17 protein-coding genes are annotated in these 19,513 nt (G+C 61.7%); 7 read left to right on the plus strand and 10 right to left on the minus strand.

The genetic code is table 11. The annotated features are described in order from the left end of the window. Window positions 1-42: 42 nt before the first annotated feature. From ACWHXT_RS09440 to ACWHXT_RS09465, 6 genes are all read right to left on the minus strand, one after another. A complete protein-coding gene (locus tag ACWHXT_RS09440; protein WP_447955655.1) occupies window positions 43-969 on the minus strand; it encodes an electron transfer flavoprotein subunit alpha/FixB family protein in 927 nt (308 codons plus the stop codon). A gap of 47 nt (window positions 970-1,016) precedes the next feature. Then, window positions 1,017-1,766: an electron transfer flavoprotein subunit beta/FixA family protein gene (locus ACWHXT_RS09445; RefSeq protein WP_447955656.1), complete on the minus strand. Its 750-nt coding sequence runs from the start codon at window positions 1,764-1,766 to the stop codon at window positions 1,017-1,019. Window positions 1,767-1,950: 184 nt separating this feature from the next. Then, on the minus strand, window positions 1,951-3,345 hold the full coding sequence (locus tag ACWHXT_RS09450) for a hypothetical protein (protein ID WP_447955657.1): 1,395 nt from the start codon (window positions 3,343-3,345) through the stop codon (window positions 1,951-1,953). Further along, window positions 3,342-3,824, minus strand: a complete 483-nt coding sequence (locus ACWHXT_RS09455; protein ID WP_447955658.1) for a PaaI family thioesterase — start codon at window positions 3,822-3,824, stop codon at window positions 3,342-3,344. The genes ACWHXT_RS09450 and ACWHXT_RS09455 overlap by 4 nt, the downstream gene beginning before the upstream one ends. Continuing rightward, window positions 3,824-5,422 carry a class I adenylate-forming enzyme family protein gene (locus tag ACWHXT_RS09460; protein ID WP_447955659.1) on the minus strand — a complete coding sequence of 533 codons (1,599 nt, stop codon included), beginning with the start codon at window positions 5,420-5,422 and terminating at the stop codon, window positions 3,824-3,826. Before ACWHXT_RS09460 ends, ACWHXT_RS09455 begins: the two co-directional genes overlap by 1 nt. Continuing rightward, complete coding sequence (locus tag ACWHXT_RS09465) at window positions 5,422-6,573, minus strand: acyl-CoA dehydrogenase family protein (protein ID WP_447955660.1); 1,152 nt, start codon at window positions 6,571-6,573, stop codon at window positions 5,422-5,424. Before ACWHXT_RS09465 ends, ACWHXT_RS09460 begins: the two co-directional genes overlap by 1 nt. A gap of 260 nt (window positions 6,574-6,833) precedes the next feature. Between ACWHXT_RS09465 and ACWHXT_RS09470 the strand changes: the two genes are divergently transcribed. The 7 genes from ACWHXT_RS09470 (at window position 6,834) to ACWHXT_RS09500 (ending at window position 14,081) form a co-directional block, all read left to right on the plus strand. Continuing rightward, complete coding sequence (locus tag ACWHXT_RS09470; RefSeq protein WP_447955661.1) at window positions 6,834-8,357, plus strand: 3-hydroxyacyl-CoA dehydrogenase; 1,524 nt, start codon at window positions 6,834-6,836, stop codon at window positions 8,355-8,357. Between the two features lie 62 nt (window positions 8,358-8,419). After that, complete coding sequence (locus tag ACWHXT_RS09475) at window positions 8,420-9,628, plus strand: 3-oxoadipyl-CoA thiolase (protein WP_447955662.1); 1,209 nt, start codon at window positions 8,420-8,422, stop codon at window positions 9,626-9,628. Between the two features lie 82 nt (window positions 9,629-9,710). Further along, window positions 9,711-10,526, plus strand: a complete 816-nt coding sequence (locus ACWHXT_RS09480) for an IclR family transcriptional regulator (protein ID WP_447955663.1) — start codon at window positions 9,711-9,713, stop codon at window positions 10,524-10,526. Window positions 10,527-10,610: 84 nt separating this feature from the next. Continuing rightward, complete coding sequence (locus tag ACWHXT_RS09485) at window positions 10,611-11,723, plus strand: MlaE family lipid ABC transporter permease subunit (protein ID WP_447955664.1); 1,113 nt, start codon at window positions 10,611-10,613, stop codon at window positions 11,721-11,723. Next, window positions 11,720-12,520: an ABC transporter ATP-binding protein gene (locus ACWHXT_RS09490; RefSeq protein ID WP_447955665.1), complete on the plus strand. Its 801-nt coding sequence runs from the start codon at window positions 11,720-11,722 to the stop codon at window positions 12,518-12,520. The genes ACWHXT_RS09485 and ACWHXT_RS09490 overlap by 4 nt, the downstream gene beginning before the upstream one ends. Window positions 12,521-12,525: 5 nt before the next feature. Further along, a complete protein-coding gene (locus ACWHXT_RS09495) occupies window positions 12,526-13,467 on the plus strand; it encodes an MlaD family protein (RefSeq protein ID WP_447926129.1) in 942 nt (313 codons plus the stop codon). Beyond that, window positions 13,464-14,081 carry an ABC-type transport auxiliary lipoprotein family protein gene (locus tag ACWHXT_RS09500; RefSeq protein ID WP_447955666.1) on the plus strand — a complete coding sequence of 206 codons (618 nt, stop codon included), beginning with the start codon at window positions 13,464-13,466 and terminating at the stop codon, window positions 14,079-14,081. Before ACWHXT_RS09495 ends, ACWHXT_RS09500 begins: the two co-directional genes overlap by 4 nt. Window positions 14,082-14,109: 28 nt before the next feature. Here the strand turns inward: ACWHXT_RS09500 and ACWHXT_RS09505 are convergent, their stop codons facing one another. From ACWHXT_RS09505 to ACWHXT_RS09520, 4 genes are read right to left on the minus strand one after another with little or no spacing between them, the layout of a single operon-like run. Then, complete coding sequence (locus tag ACWHXT_RS09505; RefSeq protein WP_447955667.1) at window positions 14,110-15,930, minus strand: protein kinase domain-containing protein; 1,821 nt, start codon at window positions 15,928-15,930, stop codon at window positions 14,110-14,112. 31 nt (window positions 15,931-15,961) lie between these two features. Then, window positions 15,962-17,221, minus strand: coding sequence for a 2-oxo acid dehydrogenase subunit E2 (locus tag ACWHXT_RS09510; RefSeq protein WP_447955668.1), 1,260 nt, complete (start codon window positions 17,219-17,221; stop codon window positions 15,962-15,964). Between the two features lie 16 nt (window positions 17,222-17,237). Then, window positions 17,238-18,215: an alpha-ketoacid dehydrogenase subunit beta gene (locus ACWHXT_RS09515; RefSeq protein WP_447955669.1), complete on the minus strand. Its 978-nt coding sequence runs from the start codon at window positions 18,213-18,215 to the stop codon at window positions 17,238-17,240. Then, window positions 18,208-19,422 carry a thiamine pyrophosphate-dependent dehydrogenase E1 component subunit alpha gene (locus tag ACWHXT_RS09520; RefSeq protein ID WP_447955670.1) on the minus strand — a complete coding sequence of 405 codons (1,215 nt, stop codon included), beginning with the start codon at window positions 19,420-19,422 and terminating at the stop codon, window positions 18,208-18,210. Before ACWHXT_RS09520 ends, ACWHXT_RS09515 begins: the two co-directional genes overlap by 8 nt. Between the last annotated feature and the right edge of the window lie 91 nt (window positions 19,423-19,513).

Below are 19,513 nucleotides of genomic sequence, written 5' to 3' on the forward strand. Positions count from 1 at the left end.
AATGTAAAAGGCCCCATTCGGGGCCTTTGAAAGCAAAGCCGTTTACAACTTGCTCTCGAGCTCCGGCAGAAGCTCGAATAGATCCCCCACCAGAGCGTAGTCCGCGACCTGGAAGATCGGCGCCTCGTCGTCCTTGTTGATCGCCACGATCACCTTCGAGTCCTTCATCCCCGCTAGGTGCTGAATGGCGCCACTGATGCCCACCGCGATGTACAGATCCGGCGCGACGATCTTGCCGGTCTGGCCCACCTGCATGTCGTTGGGCACGAACCCCGCGTCCACCGCGGCCCGTGAGGCGCCCACCGCTGCGCCCAGCTTGTCGGCAATGCCGTCGAGCAGTTTGAAGTTCTCGCCGTTGCCCATGCCGCGCCCGCCGGAGATCACCACCTTCGCGCCGCCAAGCTCCGGGCGGTCGGACTGCGCGAGCTCTTCCCCGACGAACTGCGACTGAGCGTTCTCGATCACGGTGTCCACCGCTTCGACCGCGGCGGCGTTGTCGCTGCCCACGGCATCAAACGCCGTGGTGCGCACGGTCATCACCTTGAGCGCGTCGTCGCTTTTCACCGTGGCGATGGCGTTACCGGCGTAGATCGGACGCTTGAAGGTATCCGGGCCGTCGACCGCGACGATCTCGGAGAGCTGGCTGACGTCCTTGAGCGCGGCGACGCGCGGTAGCACGTTCTTGCCCGTGGTCGAGGCGCTGGTGAGAATATGGGTGTAATCGTCGGCGAGCTCCACGAGCAGCGCCCCCAACGGCTCGGCGAGCTGGTGAGCGTACACGGCGTTGTCCGCCAAGCGAACCCGGGTGACGCCGTCGAGCTTCGCGGCGTTGTCGGCGGCGGACTGCACGCCCTCGCCGGCCACCAGCACGTCGATGTCGCCGCCGATCGCGCGGGCAGCGGCCACCACGTGGGCGGTGGCGTCAAGCAGATGGCCTTCGTGGACGTCGGCCAGAACCAAAATACTCATAGGGAACTCCTTGTAAACGGGGAAGAGGCGGTTAAAGCACCCTGCTTTTAAAGAACCTTCGCTTCGTTTTTGAGCTTGTCGACCAGCTCATCCACCGAGGCCACTTTCACGCCACCCTTGCGCTCAGCCGGGGTCTCGACCTTCACAAGGCTTACTTTTGATCCCACCTCGACGCCGTAATCCGCCGGGGTTTTCACATCGAGGGGTTTTTTCTTGGCCTTCATGATGTCCGGAAGCTTCGCGTAGCGCGGCTCGTTCAGGCGAAGGTCGGTGGTGACGATCGCCGGAAGCGTGAGCGACAGCGTCTGCAGGCCGCCATCGATCTCGCGGGTGACCGTGACCTGGTCGCCGTCGATGGCGACTTTCGAGGCGAAGGTGGCCTGGGGCAAGTTCGAAAGTGCGGCCAGCATTTGTCCGGTCTGGTTGTTGTCGGTGTCGATCGCCTGCTTGCCGAGAATGACGAGATTCGGCTTTTCTTCGTCGACCACTTTGGCCAGCAGCTTCGCGACCGCCAGCGACTCGACGCGCTCGTCGGTCTCGATCTGGATCGCGCGGTCGGCGCCGAGCGCAAGCGCAGTGCGCAGCTGCTCCTGGGCCGCCTTCGGGCCAATGCTCACGGCGACCACTTCGGTGGCCACGCCCTGCTCCTTTAGGCGTACCGCTTCTTCCACGGCGATTTCGCAAAAAGGGTTCATGGCCATCTTGACGTTGGTCAGATCCACGTCCGAATGATCCGCCTTGACGCGGATCTTGACGTTGTAGTCGATGACGCGTTTTACCGCGACGAGGATTTTCATAGGGGGGCTCCTGCCTGGTTTATCGTTTTGCGGGTAAACGGCGAGAGAATCGCCCGGCCACTAATTCCGCAAAGCAAAACGTTATTTCAATTTATACAATAAACAGTAAAAAAACCCTGCGCAAAGGTCAAGCGCTTCACTGGGTAAACCCGCCCCGTGCAAGTTTCCATACAAGCGTTGTGCCCTAAAACGGGGACCAGCCAAACCAGAACGCGAGCAGCGGCACGGCCACCAGCATGAAACGCCCGTTCCACTGATACCCGATCTGCGCGGTGGAAATACCGGTAAAGCGCGACAGGATCAGCATGGAGGCCGTCATCGGTGACGACATCAGCGCCAATGCCCAACCCACCATCAGCGACGCGGCAATGAGAACGGGGGGCAGGCCGTCGATATTCAAGGTCGGCAATAGCCCCGCCAGCAAAGTCACCGTGACGATAGGATTCACCCCCACCTGAGCCAGCCCCAGCACCGTGAGCATGACCAACACGGTGTTCCAGGTGCCCAAAGGGTCGAGTACCGTTAAAAGCGGCGCCAGCGCCTGAGTGTCCACCAGGCCGATACATAGATGCCCCAGGTACCCCGCCGCCCCGAGCACCACGATCTCGTTGGCACTGGGCGACAGCAGCCAGGGAAGCTTGCGATGCGCGGTTTCAAGGGCGGCGGGCAAACCTGCGTAGCCAAGGCGGCGGCGCTGCCAGGCAAGCCATATCAACGCGCTGCCAGGCGCCCCCAACAGGGCAGCGATGGGCAGACGTACCTCGAGCAGCCAGGCAATCGATACGACCAGCGCGACCACGGCCGTCAACAGCACGCTGAACCACACAAGCGGTTCAAGGGAGGGGGTCGCCAGCGTCTGGTTGGCCGGCGGGTGGGGGCCGGTTAGATAATCCACCACCCAGCCGACCAGAAAGGTCAGGCCCGCGGCGAAGAGAATATAGGGGGCGAGTTCCAGCCAGGTGATCTGAGGGATGCTCGAAAGCACCACGGCGACCCCCATTCCCATGGGAGAAATCAGCGGCGCCAGCGCAAAGCCGCGCAAAAGCGCCAGCATCATGCGTCGCTGGCGTGCCTGACGAACCCATACGCGCCCCTGCGCCGCTTCGAGCGTATTGCTCTTCTCGATCATGGCGGCGAACAGGTTCAACACCCCGATATTCAGGATGATGCCAAACAGCATCGAGCCAAACGAAAGGATCGGGTAGCGCCGACCGGGCGGCTGTAACAGCATGGCCTGGCCGCAGCGGCGTACCAGAGGCGAGCGATAAGCGGGAAGACGCATCATGCCAAGCGCCACCACGAAAGTGGCGAAGAAAGCGAAACGTCCACCGGCCTCGAAGAGCAATTGACCCGGTGATGACGAGTACCCTAGCGCTATCACCGTCACCAGGCCCGCGACGATAAGGAGTCCCTTGGCCATACGGTTCAACTGCCCGGCCAGGGTGGCGAGATAACCGATCAACGCCGCGATAGCGACTGCCTGGGCGCCGCTTGCCACCGCCCCGTCGACCACCAGGTAAATCAGCGTCGGGGCAGTGACCAGCAGCAGCAGTGACACCCGCAAGCGGGCAAGCGTCACTCGCGATGCTCTCTCAAGCGCTCTTTGAGCGTCTCGATGGGGACCCCCTCGGGAGATTCGCTGCCGCGAAGACGTTTGAACGACCCTTCCCCCATGGCGATCAGATTGCCCCGTTCATCGACGACCTCGGCGCTGGCCATGTAGATCTTGCGCCCGCCGCCGCGCAGCACGCCGGTGGCGCGCAGTACGCCCTTCTTCGCCGGCCCCACGAAAGTGGTACTGAGCGAAAGCGTCACGGCGCGCCGAGCATTACCCGCCACGGGGCAGTAGAGCCCGGCCAGACTCAAAGCGTTGTCCAACAGCGAGGAGAGCACTCCGCCGTGCACGTTGCCGCTTCGATTGACGTGTTTTTCCGCGAGGGTCAACTCGACCACGGCGCGTGCATCGCTCCACTCGGTGACACAAAGCCCCAGCAGGTCGTTGAAGCCGCCGGGCTCATCCACCAAGGCTTCGGTCTGAGTATCGTCGGCTCGACGCATCAGTTGCCCTCCTGCTGTGCCATGTCGCGCAGGCGCCCTTTAAGAATCTTGCCGGTCGCGGTCGAAGGTAGCGCTTCCATCAACACGATTTGCGTGGGACGTTTATAGGGCGCCAGACGCTGGGCGATAAACGCCTTGAGTTCGGCCAGGTCGGGTTCGACGCCTTGCTCGCACTGCACGAACGCCACCACCTCTTCATTACCCGCCACCTGACGCCCCACTACGGCGGAAAGCGTAATGGCCGGGTGCTCGTTGATGACCGCCTCGACGTCCGGCGGATAAATATTGAAGCCCGAACGAATGATGAGCTCCTTGCTGCGCCCGACGATATAAAGCTGGTCGTCGTGGTCGACTTTGGCGATATCACCGGTATTGAGCCAGCCATCCTCGGTCAGCGTCCGGCGCGTCGCCTCGGGCTGGCGGAAGTAACCCTTCATGATATTGGGGCCCCGCACCCAAAGCTCCCCCACTTCCTCACCGGGGTTGTCACCGGTCGTACTGCTGCCAAGAGGCTCGAGACGGTACTCGAGAAGCGGCAGCACCCGCCCCACCGTATTGTTGGTATGACGATCGTCGATACGCGTCTGGCTGATGGTCGGGCTGGCTTCGGTCAAACCGTAGCCATTATGCAACGTCAGGTCGAAGACCGACTCGACCCGGCTTTTGGTATCGCTGTCCAGGGGCGAACCACCCGCCGAGATATAAATAAGCGCCGGCGCTTTCAACTCGCACTGCTCACGCTTCAAGTACTCCAGCGCCCGGGCGTACATCGCGGGCACACCCTGAAGCACGCTGATACGCTCTTCCTCGAGGGTCTTTATTAGATGCTCGGCGTCGAAGCGTGGCACCGTGTAAAGGCAGGCTCCGTTATATAGCGAGCCCATGCATACCGAGGAGAGGCCAAAGACGTGAGAAAGCGGAAGAACTCCGTAGACCCGTTGGCCTTCGCTCAAATGGCGCATCCCGCCGGAAATGGAGGCGATGTAGAGGATGCCGCGGTGAGTCAGCATCACGCCCTTGGGCACGCCCGTGGTGCCCGAGGTATAGATCATCGCGGCCACTTGATCGGCACCGCTTGCGCTCACCGGTTCCGGGTCGCTATCGAAAAGGGCCGAAATGGCCAGCCCTCCAAGCCTGGGATGCTGGTAGCGGTCGGCTCCGTGGCGCTCGGCATGGTGCGTTGCATCCACCGAGGCTTCGCAGGTATAGATGACGCGCCGGGGCAGGCAGTTAGCCTGGATCAAATCGATTTCCTGGGCCGAAAGCCTGGAGTTGACGATTGCAACCCAGACGTCCATTTCGCTGGCGGCCAGTAAAAGCACCACCAGCGCCCGGCAGTTTTCGCTTACCGTCATCAGTCGGTCGCCAGGGCGCAGCCCCTGCTGCGCAAGCCATTCGCAGGCCGCGCGTATTTCCTGGCCAAGTTCGGCGTAGCTCCAGCGCACGCTGCCATCGACAATGGCCGGATGGTCGGCGAGGCGTTCGGCGTTTTCCAGAACCCGGGTACTGAGGCGCTCGGGCAGCCGAGCTACCAAATCGCTTGCAAGCGAGCCGAAGATATCCTCATCCGGCGCCTGATAGGGAACCGATAGCGTCATCAGGAGGCCTCCCGCACCATGTTTCGGGCGATGACCAACTGTTGGATCTGCGTGGTGCCTTCGTAGATACGAAATAGACGCACGTCCCGGTAGAAGCGCTCGACGGGATACTCGGACATGTAGCCCGCACCGCCGTGAACCTGTACCGCGCGATCCGCGACGCGCCCCACCATTTCAGCACAGAAGAGCTTGCAGCAGGAAGCCAGGGTCGAGACGTTCTCGCCGTCATCCTTGCGCCGCGCGGCATCCATCACCATGGTCTTGCCGGCGTAGGCTTCGGTCTTGCTATCGGCAAGCATCGCCTGCACCAGTTGATGCTCGGCAAGTGCCGCGCCGAACTGCTTGCGCTCCATGGTGTAGTTGAGCGACTCCTCCACCAGCCGGTCAGCAACGCCCACGCAGACCGCCGAAATATGTAGCCTGCCACGGTCGAGTACCTTCATGGCCGTCTTGAAGCCTTGCCCTTCCTTGCCGCCGATGATGTTCTCGGCGGGCACCCGGCAGTTATCGAAAATGATATCGCAGGTATGTGCGCCCTTTTGGCCCATCTTGCTGTCCGACGGGCCGCGGTGAAGTCCCGGCGTATCGCCTTCGACGATGAACGCCGAGATACCACCGGCGCCCTTGTTGCTCGGATCGGTTCGCGCCATCACGGTGAACAGATCCGCCTCCGGGCCGTTGGTGATATAGCGCTTGGTACCGTTGAGAATGTAATGGTCGCCGTCGCGCACCGCGGTGGTACGCAGGCTCGCGGCGTCAGAACCTGAATCGGGCTCGGTCAGGCAAAAGGAACTCAAGATTTCGCCGGTCGCCAGGCGCGGCACGTATCGGGCTTTCTGCTCTTCGGTGCCGTCGATCAGAATACCCTGGGCGCCAATTCCGTTATTGGTTCCGAAAACCGAGCGAAAAGCCGGCGATGTCTTGCCGATTTCCATGGCGACCAGCGCCTCTTCCTCCATGGTCAGCCCCAGGCCACCGTATTCTTCGGGAATGGAAAGGCCGAAAAGCCCCATTTCCTTCATTTCCGCCAGCAGTTCGGCAGGGACCGCATCGTCCTCGGCCAAACGTGCTTCGTTGGGTATCAAGCGCTCACGGACAAAACGGGAAATGGTATCGACAAGCTGGTTGATCAATTCGGGATCGCGAATCATGACGGCTCCTGGGAGATAGAGAGTGGCGTTTTTGTGATCGTCGAAAACACAGGGGTATTGTTATTGATGCGTGTTTCGAACACGCCTTGGCCGCAAAAGAGAGATGTCACGACCAACTATTTTGCATAGCGAAATTAAAGTCCGCACTTCTTGTCAAGCACTTTTGCATAGCCTAGGATGGCAGTCAATAATTGAAACATGGTTTTGCAATGCAAAATAACACCATGTTCTACCCTTGATTGGCATAGAGGATTTGGCGAATGGCGACGACAACGACACCCCAACCCTTCACCACACTAGGAATCGTCGGAACGGGGGCCATGGGCCGCGGGATCGCTCAGCTGGCGGCTCAGGCAGGCCTTAACGTCAAGCTCTTTGACCTTAAAGAGGACGCCGTACAACAAGCCAGGACGTTCATCGAAGGACTTTGGCAACGCAGCGTGGACAAGCAGCGCATCACCGCCGAGCAGGCCAAGCAATACGGTGATCGGCTGCTCGAAGCCAAGGACCTGCAGGCACTGGCCGCTTGCGATATCGTCGTCGAAGCAATCGTCGAAAAACTCGAAGCCAAACAGTCACTGTTCAGTGAACTCGAAGGCATCGTCGACGCCAAGGCCGTACTGGCCACCAACACCTCCTCGCTTTCGGTCACCGCCATTGCCGCCGGCTGCAAGAAGCCTGAAAGGGTCATCGGGTTTCACTTCTTCAACCCCGTTCCCTTGATGAAAATCGTCGAGGTCATCCCGGGCTTGCGTACCGCCGATGAAACCACGCAGCGCGTGAGCGCCCTGGGAAAGGCCATGGGCCACTTTGCCGCTCACGCGACGGATACACCGGGGTTTCTGGTCAATCACGCCGGGCGCGCCTTCGGTACCGAAGCCCTGCGTATCCTCAACGAAAGCGTGACGGACCCGGCGACCATCGACCGCATCATGGTCGACCAGGGGGGCTTTCGCATGGGGCCATTCACTCTATTGGATCTCACCGGTCTTGACGTCTCCCACGCGGTCATGGAATCCATCTACCATCAGTTCTACGAAGAGCCGCGCTTTCGCCCTTCTCCGCTGACACGTCAGCGCCTCGATGCGGGCCTTTTGGGCCGCAAGACCGGCGAAGGCTTCTACCGCTATGTAGAGGGGCAGCAGCAAATACACGTAGAGCCCGAGATCCCGGCGGCTCAGCCGCGCCCGGTATGGATCAGCCAGGATGATCAGCAAAGCGCTGCGCTGCTCGAGAAGCTAGTACAAGAGGCCGGCTGGACGCTGGAGAGCACCGAGTCGCCTTCTCCGCAAGCCCTGTGTCTGCTCACGCCGCTCGGTGAAGATGCCACCACCTGTGCGTTGCGCCAGGGGCTCGATGCCCGGCGCTGCGTAGCCGTGGACATGCTGGCGGGGCTTGCGAAGCGTCGCACCCTGATGGCCACGCCCATCACCCACACCGACTATGTCGAGGCGGCCTGCAGTCTTCTACATCATGACGGTACGCCGGTCAGCACCGTGGCGGACAGCAATGGCTTCGTTCTTCAGCGCATCACCGCCTGCATCGTCAACGTGGGGGCCGAGATCGCCCAGCAAGGGGTGGCGGACCCGACCACCATCGACCGCGCGGTGGAGCTTGGCCTGGGTTACCCCTTTGGGCCGCTGAAGATGGGCGATCATTACGGTGCGCGGCGAATTCTGCTCATTCTCGATCGCCTACTCGCAGCCACCGGCGACCCCCGCTATCGCCCTAGCCCTTGGCTGCGTCGCCGCGCCGAACTCGACATGCCGCTAACTCAGGTCTGATGACAACGATTCTTTCATGACGGGCTTTTGATAGCGCGCTTTTCAACAACAAGGAGAACACCATGCAAGACGCTTATATCTACGACGGCATTCGCTCCCCTTTCGGCCGACATGGCGGCAGCCTCGCGGCCATTCGCCCGGATGATCTGCTGGGTCTAACGCTCAAGACGCTCGTCGAGCGCAACCCCTTCAAGCCGGAAAGCTACGAGGACGTGCTGGCGGGCTGCACGAACCAGGCCGGCGAAGACTCGCGCAACGTCGCGCGCCACGCGGCGCTTTATGCGGGCCTGCCGATCGAGGTGGCGGGACAGACCGTCAACCGCCTCTGCGGCAGCGGCCTGGCGGCGATGATGGATGCTGCTCGCGCCGCTCGACTGGGCGAAGGCGAGCTGTTTCTAGCCGGCGGTGTGGAGTCGATGTCGCGCGCGCCCTACGTGCTGGGCAAGGCGGAATCCCCGTACGCGCGCAACCAGCCGATGTTTGATACGGTCATCGGTTCGCGCTTCCCCAACCCGTGGATCGGCCGGGAGTACGGCAACCACAGCATGCCCGAAACCGCCGATAACGTTGCGCACGACCTGAATATCAGCCGCGAGCAGGGTGATGCCTTCGCCGCGCGCTCTCAGGCTCGTTACGCCCAGGCCCTGGCCAACGGCTTCTATGATGATGAAATCGTGGGTATCGAGGTCCCTCAGGGGCGTAAACAGCCGCCCCTGCTGGTGGACAAGGACGAACATCCGCGCCCGCAAAGCACCGAAGACAAGCTTGCCAAACTGGGCAGCCTTTTCGAAGGCGGCGTGGTCACCGCCGGCAACGCCTCGGGCCTCAATGATGGCGCCGCAGCGCTGATCGTCGGCTCGAGAGCGGCGGGTGAAAAAGCAGGCATTGCCCCGCGCGCGCGCATCGTCGCCAATGCGGTGGCCGGTGTGCCTCCCCGCGTGATGGGTTTGGGGCCTGTGCCGGCGTCGAAAAAGGCGCTGGAGCGCGCAGGGCTGACTTTAGATCAGATGGACGTCATCGAGATCAACGAAGCCTTTGCCGTACAGGTATTGGGTTGCGTGCAACAGCTCGGGCTTTCGAGTAATGATTCACGACTGAACATGAACGGTGGTGCCATCGCTATCGGTCACCCGCTCGGCGCCTCCGGTGCGCGGCTGGCACTCACCGCGCTACGTCAGCTCGAAGCTATAAAAGGCCGGTATGCGCTGGTCACCATGTGTATCGGTGTGGGTCAAGGCATTGCAACGATCATCGAGCGGCTGGAGCGCTGATACCTGTTCGTTGAAGAGGGGCAACGCCGGGCCTTTATAGATATGTGATAATGGCTCTTTTGCCATCTAACTGGAAGACTGAATGCACCCCACCGAGACTGACGCCTCGACGGCATCCGACAAGGATCGAAACTTCGTGACCGCCTTGGCCCGCGGTTTGGAGCTACTTCGCGCTTTTGGAAACGGTGAAGAATATCTGGGCAATGCCGAACTCTCGAGTCGGACGAGCATTCCTCGGCCGACGGTCTCAAGGCTCACCTACACATTGACTCAGTTGGGCTATCTGCAGCACAACACTCACCTGGAAAAGTATCGGCTTGGGCCGGGGGTGCTGGCGCTCGGCTACCGCTTTCTATCCAATATGGGTATCCGTGAGATCGCCAGGCCCCACCTACAGCAGTTCGCCGATGCAACCGACTGCAACGTAAGCCTGGGGGTCGCCGACCGCCAAGACATGGTGTATCTGGAAACCTGCCACGGTAGCGGTCCCCTGATCATTCGTTTAGATACGGGCTCACGTCTGCCTATAGCAACCTCGGCTATTGGCCGAGCCTGGATATGCGGTCTAACGGCGGCCAAGCGAGAGCAGGTGTTTTTAGAACTCGCCGAACACCATGCAGACGATTGGCCCGCCCTAAAAGCCGGCATTCAGCAAAGCATGGAAGATCATGCCAAGCATGGGTTCTGCTTTTCCGAGCAGGATTGGCAACGCGATATCAGCGCGGTGGCTATGCCCTTGATTTTGGAAGAAGGTGCAGAAGTCATGGCCATCAACTGTGGCGGTGCCAGCGTGCGCCTGGATCATGACCGCTTGATTAATAATCTTGGCCCCCGGCTAAAGGAAGTGGCCGCTCATATTAAACAGGAACTCGCCCCCAAACCTCGCATAATACGCTAGGCTGACTTCTCTTATTGGTCTTTCACTAACGCCCGTTTGAATGCATCATAAACGGCAGGATATCGAAGGCGTACGGGAGCAGGAATGCCAACGGAGTGGATTACACGCGAAGGAGGGACGCTGACGCTACAGGGTGAATGGACCCTCGAGCACTATAGCGCGCTTAAAGCGCGTCTTGCCTCTTACTCGGTCGAAAGTGGGACCGAGGTAACGCTTGGCGGTTTCGAGCGGCTGGACACCGCCGGGGCGGCGCTTTTGATCAACCTGGTCGGGGTCGAGCGCGCCCAATCCATCGATGAGTGGGCAAGCGGGCTTCCCGCCTCGCAGCAGGCGCTCATCCAGCGTATCGCCGAGGCCATGGACGTATCGCTCGACCCGGCTATCGATACCCCCAACCGGTTCACTCGCGCGCTTGAAAGCATTGGCGAGCAGGTCGAGGGCCTTTGGCAGCAGCAGCGCGCCCTGCTCGGGTTTGTCGGCCTGGTGCTGGCGACCCTGCTTCCCGTGCTCATCAACCCCAAACGCTGGCGGGTGACCGCCACAGTGGCCCATATTCAACAAAGCGGCCTGAACGCCGTGCCCATCGTGATTCTGCTGACCTTCATGGTCGGCGCGGTGGTGGCTTTTTTGGGGGCCACGGTGCTGCAGGACTTTGGGGCCACCGTTTATACCATCGACCTGGTCGCCTTCTCCTTTCTACGCGAATTCGGCGTATTGCTGGCCGCCATTTTGCTGGCCGGGCGAACCGCGAGCGCCTTTACCGCCCAACTGGGGGCGATGAAGTCCAACGAGGAGATCGACGCGCTCAAGGCGCTGGGCCTCGACCCAGTCGAGCTCCTGGTGCTGCCACGGGTCATGGCGATGTTGGTCAGCATGCCGATTCTGGCGTTTATCGGCATGCTCAGCGGCTTGCTGGGCGGGGCAATGGTCGCCACCTTGTCGCTTGATATCCCGCTTTCGCAGTTCCTGACGACCTTGCAAAAGGATGTCTCGGTCAACCACTTCCTGGTGGGGCTTGCCAAGGCGCCGGTGTTCGCCTTCGTGATTGCGGTGATTGGCTGCTTGGAGGGTTTCAAGGTGGCCGGTAGCGCGCAGTCCGTGGGCGCGCATACGACCTCGAGCGTCGTGCAATCTATATTTATGGTGATTTTGATCGACGCGCTGGCGGCGCTCTTTTTCATGGAGATGGGCTGGTGAGCCAGTACGATCGAGCCGAAAACAGCGACGAGCCGGTCATCCATGTACGCGGGCTGGTGAACCGCTTTGGCGAGCACGCCGTCCATGAGGATCTCGACCTGACCCTGAAAAAAGGCGAAATTCTGGGTGTGGTCGGCGGCTCGGGCACCGGAAAATCGGTGCTGCTACGTAGCATCGTGGGTCTCAAACGCCCGGACGAAGGCACCATCGAAGTGCTGGGTACCGATCTGGACACGCTCAGCAGCGCCGAACGCAGCCAGGTCGAGCGCCGCTTCGGCGTGCTGTTTCAACAAGGGGCGCTGTTTAGCTCGCTCAACCTGCAGGAGAATATCGCCCTGCCGCTGATCGAGCACGTCGGGCTTGCCCGGGAAGACGCCGAGTATCTGGCGCGCATCAAGCTCTCGCTGGTGGGCCTTTCGCCGGAGGCGGCGATGCAGTCGCCGGAATCGCTTTCCGGCGGCATGATCAAACGCGCTGCCCTGGCCCGGGCGCTGGCGATGGACCCGGACATTCTGTTTCTGGACGAACCCACCGCCGGCCTGGACCCTATCGGCGCCGCCGCCTTCGATCAGTTGATCGTGACCCTTCGCGACGCGCTCGGCTTTAGCGTCTTTCTCGTCACCCACGACCTGGACACGCTCTACGCCGCCTGCGACCGGGTCGCGGTGCTGTCGCAAAAACGCGTGCTGGTGGCAGACACCCTGGAAAACGTCGCCAAAACCGACGACGACTGGGTGCAGGAGTACTTCAACGGCCCTCGTGGCCGCGCCGCCGCCGCTTCATTGGATCAAGAGTAACGCTCATGGAAACCCGCGCGCATCACGTTCTAATCGGTCTTTTTACGCTGCTTACCGGGGCCGGGGCGCTCATTTTCGCGCTCTGGATGAGCCAGGTGGCCGGCGAGCAGGATTATCGCCCCTATCGCATTTTGTTCGAGCGCAGCGTCAGCGGCCTGTCGGTAGGCAGTGTCGTGCAGTACAACGGCATCGAAGTGGGCGACGTCACGGAGCTCTCCCTTGACCCGACCGACCCGCGCCAGGTGATTGCCGACATTCGCGTGTATGAAGATACGCCGGTAAAAACCGACACCCGGGCCAAGCTTTCCTTTGCCAGCATTACCGGCAGCATGTCGGTTCAGCTACACGGCGGCGGGCCCAATAGCCCGCGCCTCGACGCCGAATCCGACGACGCCGCCCCGTTCATCCAGGCCGATCCTTCGCCCATCGCCACGCTCATGGAAGAAGGTGAAGAGATGATCGACAACGTCAATGCGATCCTCGAGAACGTAAACCGGCTGTTCAACGACGATAACCGCGAACAGGCGGGCAACATTCTGACCGATATTGCCGAAATTACTCAAATGATCGCCTCCCAGCGCGAGGCGCTGGACGAGAATATGGCGCTGTTCGGCGATGCGACGCGCCAGGCAACGGCCACCCTCGAGAACATCGAAGTGCTCAGCCAGGAAACCACCCAGCTTGTACGCCAGGATGGCCAACGCGTCTTCGACAGAGCAGCCAGCGCAAGCGACGATGTCGCCCGGGCCGCCCAGCGCATCGAGCAATTGGTCGACGATAACGCCGCGGCACTCGAAAGTACGCTGCGCAGCACTCAGGACGTTGCCCCGGCGCTCTCGGCGCTTCGCTCCACGCTCACCACGCTCGACCGTATCACCCGCGACCTGGAAGAGAACCCCACCGACTTCATTCTAGGCCGCGACCGCGTAGAGGAGTTTCGCCCATGAAGGCCCCGATTACCGCTTTGCTGACGCTTGCCCTGTTGACCGGCTGTTCAGTACTGCCCGATGCCGACCCGGCCACGCTCTACCGCCTGCCCACCCCGGCAAGCCAGGCCCCGGCGAGCAACCCGACGCTTGCAGGCCTGCGCCTCGGCGTCGCCTCGCCGGAAGCCAATCATCTGTTTAGCAGCAACCGCATCGTGGTTTATCCGGACCACAATATCGTCAATGTTTACGAAGGCGCGCGTTGGCACGAAAACGCTCCTGAGCTCGTGCAAACGCGCCTGATCGGCGCGCTACAGCAGAGCACGCTCTTCGAAAGCGTCGGTGTCGACCGGCTGCCTTCGGATCTGCTACTGCTAAGCGAGATTCGCCACTTTCAAAGCGAATACGATCAGACCCCGCCGACGGCGCGCATTCAGCTCGATGTGCAGCTAGCCGATCGCCAGCGCCGCCCGCTCGCCAATCAAAGTTTTACCGCCCAGGCGCGGGCGGCAAGCGTCGACATTCCCGACGTCGTGGACGCCTTCGGATCGGCAAGCGATACGCTCACCGCCGAGCTCGTCGAGTGGCTGGGCGGGCTTTCCGCCCGCACCCTGAACGCTGACGAGGGCAATTGATAACAAGCGGCGAAGCGCTCGGCGGGCTCTAAAGCGCCCGGGGGTTTTTGGGGTAGAAGCGCTCGGGCTGGCGCTCGAGGTGGGAGAAAAACCGCGTATCCTTGTAGGGCATCTTCATGAAACCCGATACCCCCAGCCCCTCGATCAGGCTGACCGCGTCGAGAATCCGATCGAGCAGTGCGCCAAAGGCGCGCTCCTGACTCGGGTCCAGCAGCCGGTAGTAGCTGTGAATCTTGAGATGATGCGGGTGGGCTTCGAAGATGATCATCCCGGTGTGGTGGATTTCGTTGAGCCTTTTGAGTAGCGCCATGATGGTCGCGGGCAGGCTCAAAAGCTCTTCCGGGTCCGGGCCGTCCTCGAAGTAGCTATGCTGGCGGGTGCGGGCCTCCTCCGGCATGGCACTTAGCTCGAACCGGATGCGGGTATAGGGCTGGCGCACGAACGCATCGCTTTCCCGGGCGCGTTCCAGGTGCAGCGTTTGGCGGGCATTGAACAGGCAGCTTTTGAAGACCCCCTGGCGGTGAATGGCCCGGGCCAGGTGCACCATGTTGTTGACTGCCTGGGTGAAGGCGGGTTTTTGCGCCGGGTCGTGTAAATTGAGCGAGGAGTCGATGTAGATGCCCTGGGCTTCCCAACGAATCGCCAAGCCCCCGACCACCGGGTACTTGCCCAACCGGCTGACCGAGGCCAGAAACGCCTTTTCCGTTTCCCCCATCCCCTGCATGAACTGCTTATAGTAGCGGTCGAGCTGCACGTCGTTGACATCATTGAGCGTTTCTTCGGCGTTCACCTCGCGCAAAAACGCCTTGCGCGAGCTGTACACCACGGTGTCGATCTCGGCGTTGGCCGGGCGCACCCAAATCGGCACCAGCGGCGCCGCGACGTCCTCGGGCAAATCGACCATCACCGCCCGGGCCATGGTGGGCATCGCCTTGAGAAAGTAATCCCCGGCCTGGCGTCGCGTTACCGGGTCCGGGTCCAGCATGGCGTCCAGGGTGCGGGCGAATTCCACGGGAAGCCCGAGCGAGCTTGCCGGAATGGCGCGGTGACCAAAGCGACACGACTGCGCCGAGGCAAGCGCGTAGAGCGTGCCCGCCACGCCCTGCTCGTCGAAGCGCGGCGACGAAAGCGCCCCATTTAGCTGCTCCTCGCCAATGAAGTAGACATCACCCAGTCTTGCGTTGGTATGCTGCAGATGATTGGACATCAGCTCCATGACGTTGCTGCCTACCGGCTGAAGGTCGGCGCCTAGCTGGGCGAACACCGACGAGCCCCAGTCGATCAGCGCCACGGTTTCACTGTCGCGATCGAACACCAGATTCGACGGCTTGATATCGCCGTGCACCAGCGGGCGGCCGTGAGGGCCGGTTTCCTTGCGCAGGGCGAGGAGTATATCGGCCAGCTGCGCGGCGAGTCGTACGATCAGCCGCGGCGAAAGACGCCCCTGGCCAAGCGATACCGCTTCGAGATTCAGCCCTGGCGCGCGCTCCATCACCAGAATCGACTGGCCGCGAATACGCTGGTAGGAGATCAGCCGAGGAATGCGCGGATGGGTGATCTGGTCGAGCATGAACGCCTCCTCCTCGAGGCGCTCCTGCAGGTGGGCGGGCAGCGTAATACGCGAGAACTTGAATACGTAGTAGGCCGGGCCATCAAGGGTGTCGGTGCGCCCGGCGAAAACGAAGCCGTAGGCGCCCTTGCCGATCAGCTCGATGGCCTCGAAGCCGAGCTGGCCTAGCTGCGCCTGGCATAGCGCTACCCAGTCCTTGAGCTTGCGCGCATCCTGATGGTTGAGCAGATAAACCGACTGCTCCTCAGGAATATAGAACTGCTGTAGCGCCTGGGGCATCGCGTTATCCGTATAACGACACGTTCAAGGGTTAGCGCAGATGCAAGAGCATCGTCTCCGGCGCCTCGAGAAAGCCCTTCCAGGCGTTGCAAAACCGCGCAATGGTGCCGCCGTCGATAAAGCGATGATCGCCGGCCCAGGTCACCGTCATGAGCGCCCGGCGCTCGAGCTCCCCCTGGGGGTCGAAGCGCGGCAGCCACTGGGTCTTGCCGATGGCCACGATCGCCGCTTCCGGGGCGTTGATGATCGGCGCGGCGTAGGTGCCCCCCAGCGCGCCGATATTCGAGATCGTGATCGTGCCGCCCTTTAGATCGGCCTGGTCGACGCGCCCCTCCCGGGCCGCTTCGGTCAACCGGGCGACTTCCTCGGCAAGCGCTACGAGGGTCAAGCCTTCGACCCCCTTGACGTTGGGCACCATCAGCCCCGCCTTGCCGTCTACCGCCATGCCGATGTTGCACGCATCGAAATAGTGAAGCGTGTCGCCGGCCTCGTTCAACTGGGCGTTGACGATCGGCGTCTGCGCCAGGGCCAGCGCCATCGCTTTCATGAAAAATGGCATCAACGTCAGACGCCCGCCGCTCGCGTCTACCACGGGCTTCAAACGCTCGCGCAGCGCCAGCAGCGCGGTGACATCGATCTCCTCGCCGTAGTGAAAGTGCGGAATCGTGCTGGCCGCGTGCACCATCCGCTTGGCCATCGCCGCGCGCATACCGCGAAGCGGCTCGGTTCGGCTGGCGCCGGGCGTAGCAGGTGCGCTTGCCGGGGCCTCTACGCTCCCCCCTTCAAGGTGCGCCAGCACGTCCTCTTTCAACACCCGCCCCGCCTTGCCGCTACCCGTGATCGCCGCAAGTTGAAGATCGTGCTCGCGCACCAGCCGGCGCACCGCGGGGCTTGCCGGCGTTTTTGCCTGAGCGCTCGAGGCGTTGCCCGCCTGGGCGGCCGAGCGTGGAAGCGGCGCCTCGGTGCCAGCTTTAATATCGGTTTCGCCCTCGGGCGCTTTGTCTTCCCGCACCGGCGTTTCGGACTCATCCTCGCCGGGTTGAGAAGCCGTCTCGTCGTCGGCCTGGTAGGCGTAAAGCGGCGCGTGAACCCGGGCGATTTCGCCTTTTTTTACATGAAGTCTGGTGACTACCCCCGCTTCCGCCGCGGTGATTTCGACCAGCGCCTTGTCGGTCATCACCTCGACGATCGGTTGGTCTTCCTCGATACGCTCGCCCTCTTCGACGCGCCACTCGACCACTTCACACTCAACGATGCCTTCGCCGATATCCGGCAGTACAAAATCGCTCATTGTTATTCCCCCGGCGCTAGAAGTTGACGCTTTCGCGAATCGCTTCAAAAATTTTCAAATGATCCGGCAGATACTCTTTTTCGAGCACCAAGGGGAACGGTGTATCAAGCCCGGTCACCCGACGGATCGGCGATTCGAGGTACAAAAAGCAGCGCTCGGCGATGGTGGCGGCAATCTCGCCGGCAAAGCCACCGGTCAGCGGCGCCTCGTGGCTAACCACCAGCCGCCCGGTCTTGAGCACCGACTCCACCACGGTGTCGATGTCCCAGGGGGAGAGCGTGCGCAGGTCGATGACCTCGCAAGCGATACCTTGTTCTTCGGCAAGCTCGGCGGCCTTGCTGATCACTTCCATTTGCGCGCCCCAGCCCACCAGGGTGATATCGTTGCCCTCGCGGATGATCTCGGCCACGCCAATGGGAAGCTGGTAATCCTCCTCGGGCACCTCGCCGGTCGAGGCGCGGTAAAGGCGCTTGGGTTCCAAAAACAGCACCGGGTCCGGGTCGCGAATCGCGGCCAGCAAAAGCCCTTTGGCCTGGTAGGGATTACGCGGCACCACCACCTTGAGGCCCGGCGTGTGGGTGAAGTAGGCTTCCGGCGACTGGGAGTGGTAGAGTCCACCGCTGATGCCACCGCCGTAGGGGGTGCGAATGGTCAGCCCACCCACGTTGAAAAGATCGCCAGAGCGGTAGCGAAACTTGGCGGTTTCGTTGACGATTTGATCGAAGGCCGGGAAGATGTAGTCGGCGAATTGGATCTCGGCCACCGGCACCGAGCCCTGCGCGGCCAGGCCGTTGGCGAACCCGATAATGCCTTGTTCGACCAGCGGCGTATTGAAGCAGCGCGCCTTGCCGTACTTCTCCTGGAGATGGCTGGTGGCGCGGAATACGCCACCGAACACGCCGACGTCCTCGCCAAAGCAGAGAACCTTGTCGTCCTCGGCCATGGCGGTATCGAGGGCGTTATTGATCGCCTGTAGCAGGTTCATTTTAGCCATGTTTCTGCTCCTGCTCTTGAGCGGCCGCCGAGGGTTCGATCTCCAGATCCAGCGATTTGGCGCCCCTGGGGTAGGCCTCGGGGTAGCGGCGAATGTGGCGCTTGAGCTCGTCGAGCTGGCGTTGAAGCTCTGGGGTGACATCGGCGTAGACATCGGTAATCAGCGAATCGAGCGGCTGGGAGCCGCGCTTTTCGGCGCGTTTCATGGTCTCCAGGACCTCCCGGCGCAGGCGCTCCTCTTCACGGGACTGCTCCTCGTCGCTCCACCACTGGTTTTGAATCAACCACTTTTTAAGCCGCAGTACCGGGTCCTTGAGCCGCCAGGTCTCCTCCTCGTTTTTACCGCGATAACCCGACGGGTCGTCCGAGGAGGAATGCGCCGCTAGGCGATAGGACATGGCTTCGATCAGTACTGGCTTGTTCTGCTCCACCGCAATGCAGCGCGCCTGGCGAGTAGCCTCGAAAACAGCCAGCGCGTCGTTGCCATCGACCCGAATGACGTGCATGCGATAGCCCATCGCCCGAGGCGCGATGCCGTCGGCGGCGAACTGCTCGACCGCTGGGGTAGAAATCGCGTAGCCGTTGTTACGACAAAAAAAGATGACCGGCACCTGATGCACCGAGGCCATGTTGAGCGCGGCGTGAAAGTCCCCTTCCGAGGCCGCGCCTTCACCGAAAAATGTCAGCGTGCAAAGGCCCTCACCGGCGAGCTTTTGGCCGTAGGCGTAGCCCGTGGCCTGGGGAATTTGGGTCGCAAGCGGCGAGGAGATCGTCATGTAATGAAGCTTGCGCGAGCCGTAGTGCACCGGCATCTGGCGACCCTTGCCGTAATCCAGCTCGTTGCCAAAAAGCTGATTCATGAACTCGTCGATGGTGAAGCCACGATACAAAAGCGCGCCCTGCTCGCGGTACTGCGCCATGATCATGTCGGTATCATCCAGCGCCGCGGTGGCGCCGACGATAGCGGCCTCCTCGCCGGTACTCTGCATGTAAAAGCTTAGCCGCCCCTGGCGCTGGGCGGCCATCATGCGCTCGTCCAGAAGCCTTGTGCCCAGCATGGCTTTATATAAGCGCCTGGCGTGCTCGCGGCCGAGCGCCGGAGCGCTCGCGCCCGGGTAGAGCTCGCCTTCCGGGCTTAGCAGGCTAAAGGTCGGGATGGAAAATTCGTCGCCGGTCATGAAGGTCGGCTGATGATCAAAGCGTGTCATGATTATTGTCCTTATTGACCCCTTTTGAGGGTAGTGTTGTCGGTACCGGACGTTTCTGCCAGTGGATTTATCTGGCAGCGCTCGACGCAAC

The sequence above is a fragment of the Vreelandella halophytica genome, from assembly GCF_968193635.1.

Bases quoted from the DNA above. Each gene is read 5' to 3' on its own strand.
- ACWHXT_RS09495 (WP_447926129.1), top strand. From the start codon at position 12,526: ATGGAAACCCGCGCGCATCACGTTCTAATCGGTCTTTTTACGCTGCTT.
- ACWHXT_RS09515 (WP_447955669.1), bottom strand. From the start codon at position 18,215: ATGGCTAAAATGAACCTGCTACAGGCGATCAATAACGCCCTCGATACC.
- ACWHXT_RS09465 (WP_447955660.1), bottom strand. From the start codon at position 6,573: ATGATTCGCGATCCCGAATTGATCAACCAGCTTGTCGATACCATTTCC.
- ACWHXT_RS09510 (WP_447955668.1), bottom strand. From the start codon at position 17,221: ATGAGCGATTTTGTACTGCCGGATATCGGCGAAGGCATCGTTGAGTGT.
- ACWHXT_RS09505 (WP_447955667.1), bottom strand. From the start codon at position 15,930: ATGCCCCAGGCGCTACAGCAGTTCTATATTCCTGAGGAGCAGTCGGTT.
- ACWHXT_RS09455 (WP_447955658.1), bottom strand. From the start codon at position 3,824: ATGCGTCGAGCCGACGATACTCAGACCGAAGCCTTGGTGGATGAGCCC.
- ACWHXT_RS09440 (WP_447955655.1), bottom strand. From the start codon at position 969: ATGAGTATTTTGGTTCTGGCCGACGTCCACGAAGGCCATCTGCTTGAC.
- ACWHXT_RS09480 (WP_447955663.1), top strand. From the start codon at position 9,711: ATGCACCCCACCGAGACTGACGCCTCGACGGCATCCGACAAGGATCGA.
- ACWHXT_RS09520 (WP_447955670.1), bottom strand. From the start codon at position 19,422: ATGACACGCTTTGATCATCAGCCGACCTTCATGACCGGCGACGAATTT.
- ACWHXT_RS09475 (WP_447955662.1), top strand. From the start codon at position 8,420: ATGCAAGACGCTTATATCTACGACGGCATTCGCTCCCCTTTCGGCCGA.
- ACWHXT_RS09460 (WP_447955659.1), bottom strand. From the start codon at position 5,422: ATGACGCTATCGGTTCCCTATCAGGCGCCGGATGAGGATATCTTCGGC.
- ACWHXT_RS09500 (WP_447955666.1), top strand. From the start codon at position 13,464: ATGAAGGCCCCGATTACCGCTTTGCTGACGCTTGCCCTGTTGACCGGC.
- ACWHXT_RS09470 (WP_447955661.1), top strand. From the start codon at position 6,834: ATGGCGACGACAACGACACCCCAACCCTTCACCACACTAGGAATCGTC.
- ACWHXT_RS09485 (WP_447955664.1), top strand. From the start codon at position 10,611: ATGCCAACGGAGTGGATTACACGCGAAGGAGGGACGCTGACGCTACAG.
- ACWHXT_RS09445 (WP_447955656.1), bottom strand. From the start codon at position 1,766: ATGAAAATCCTCGTCGCGGTAAAACGCGTCATCGACTACAACGTCAAG.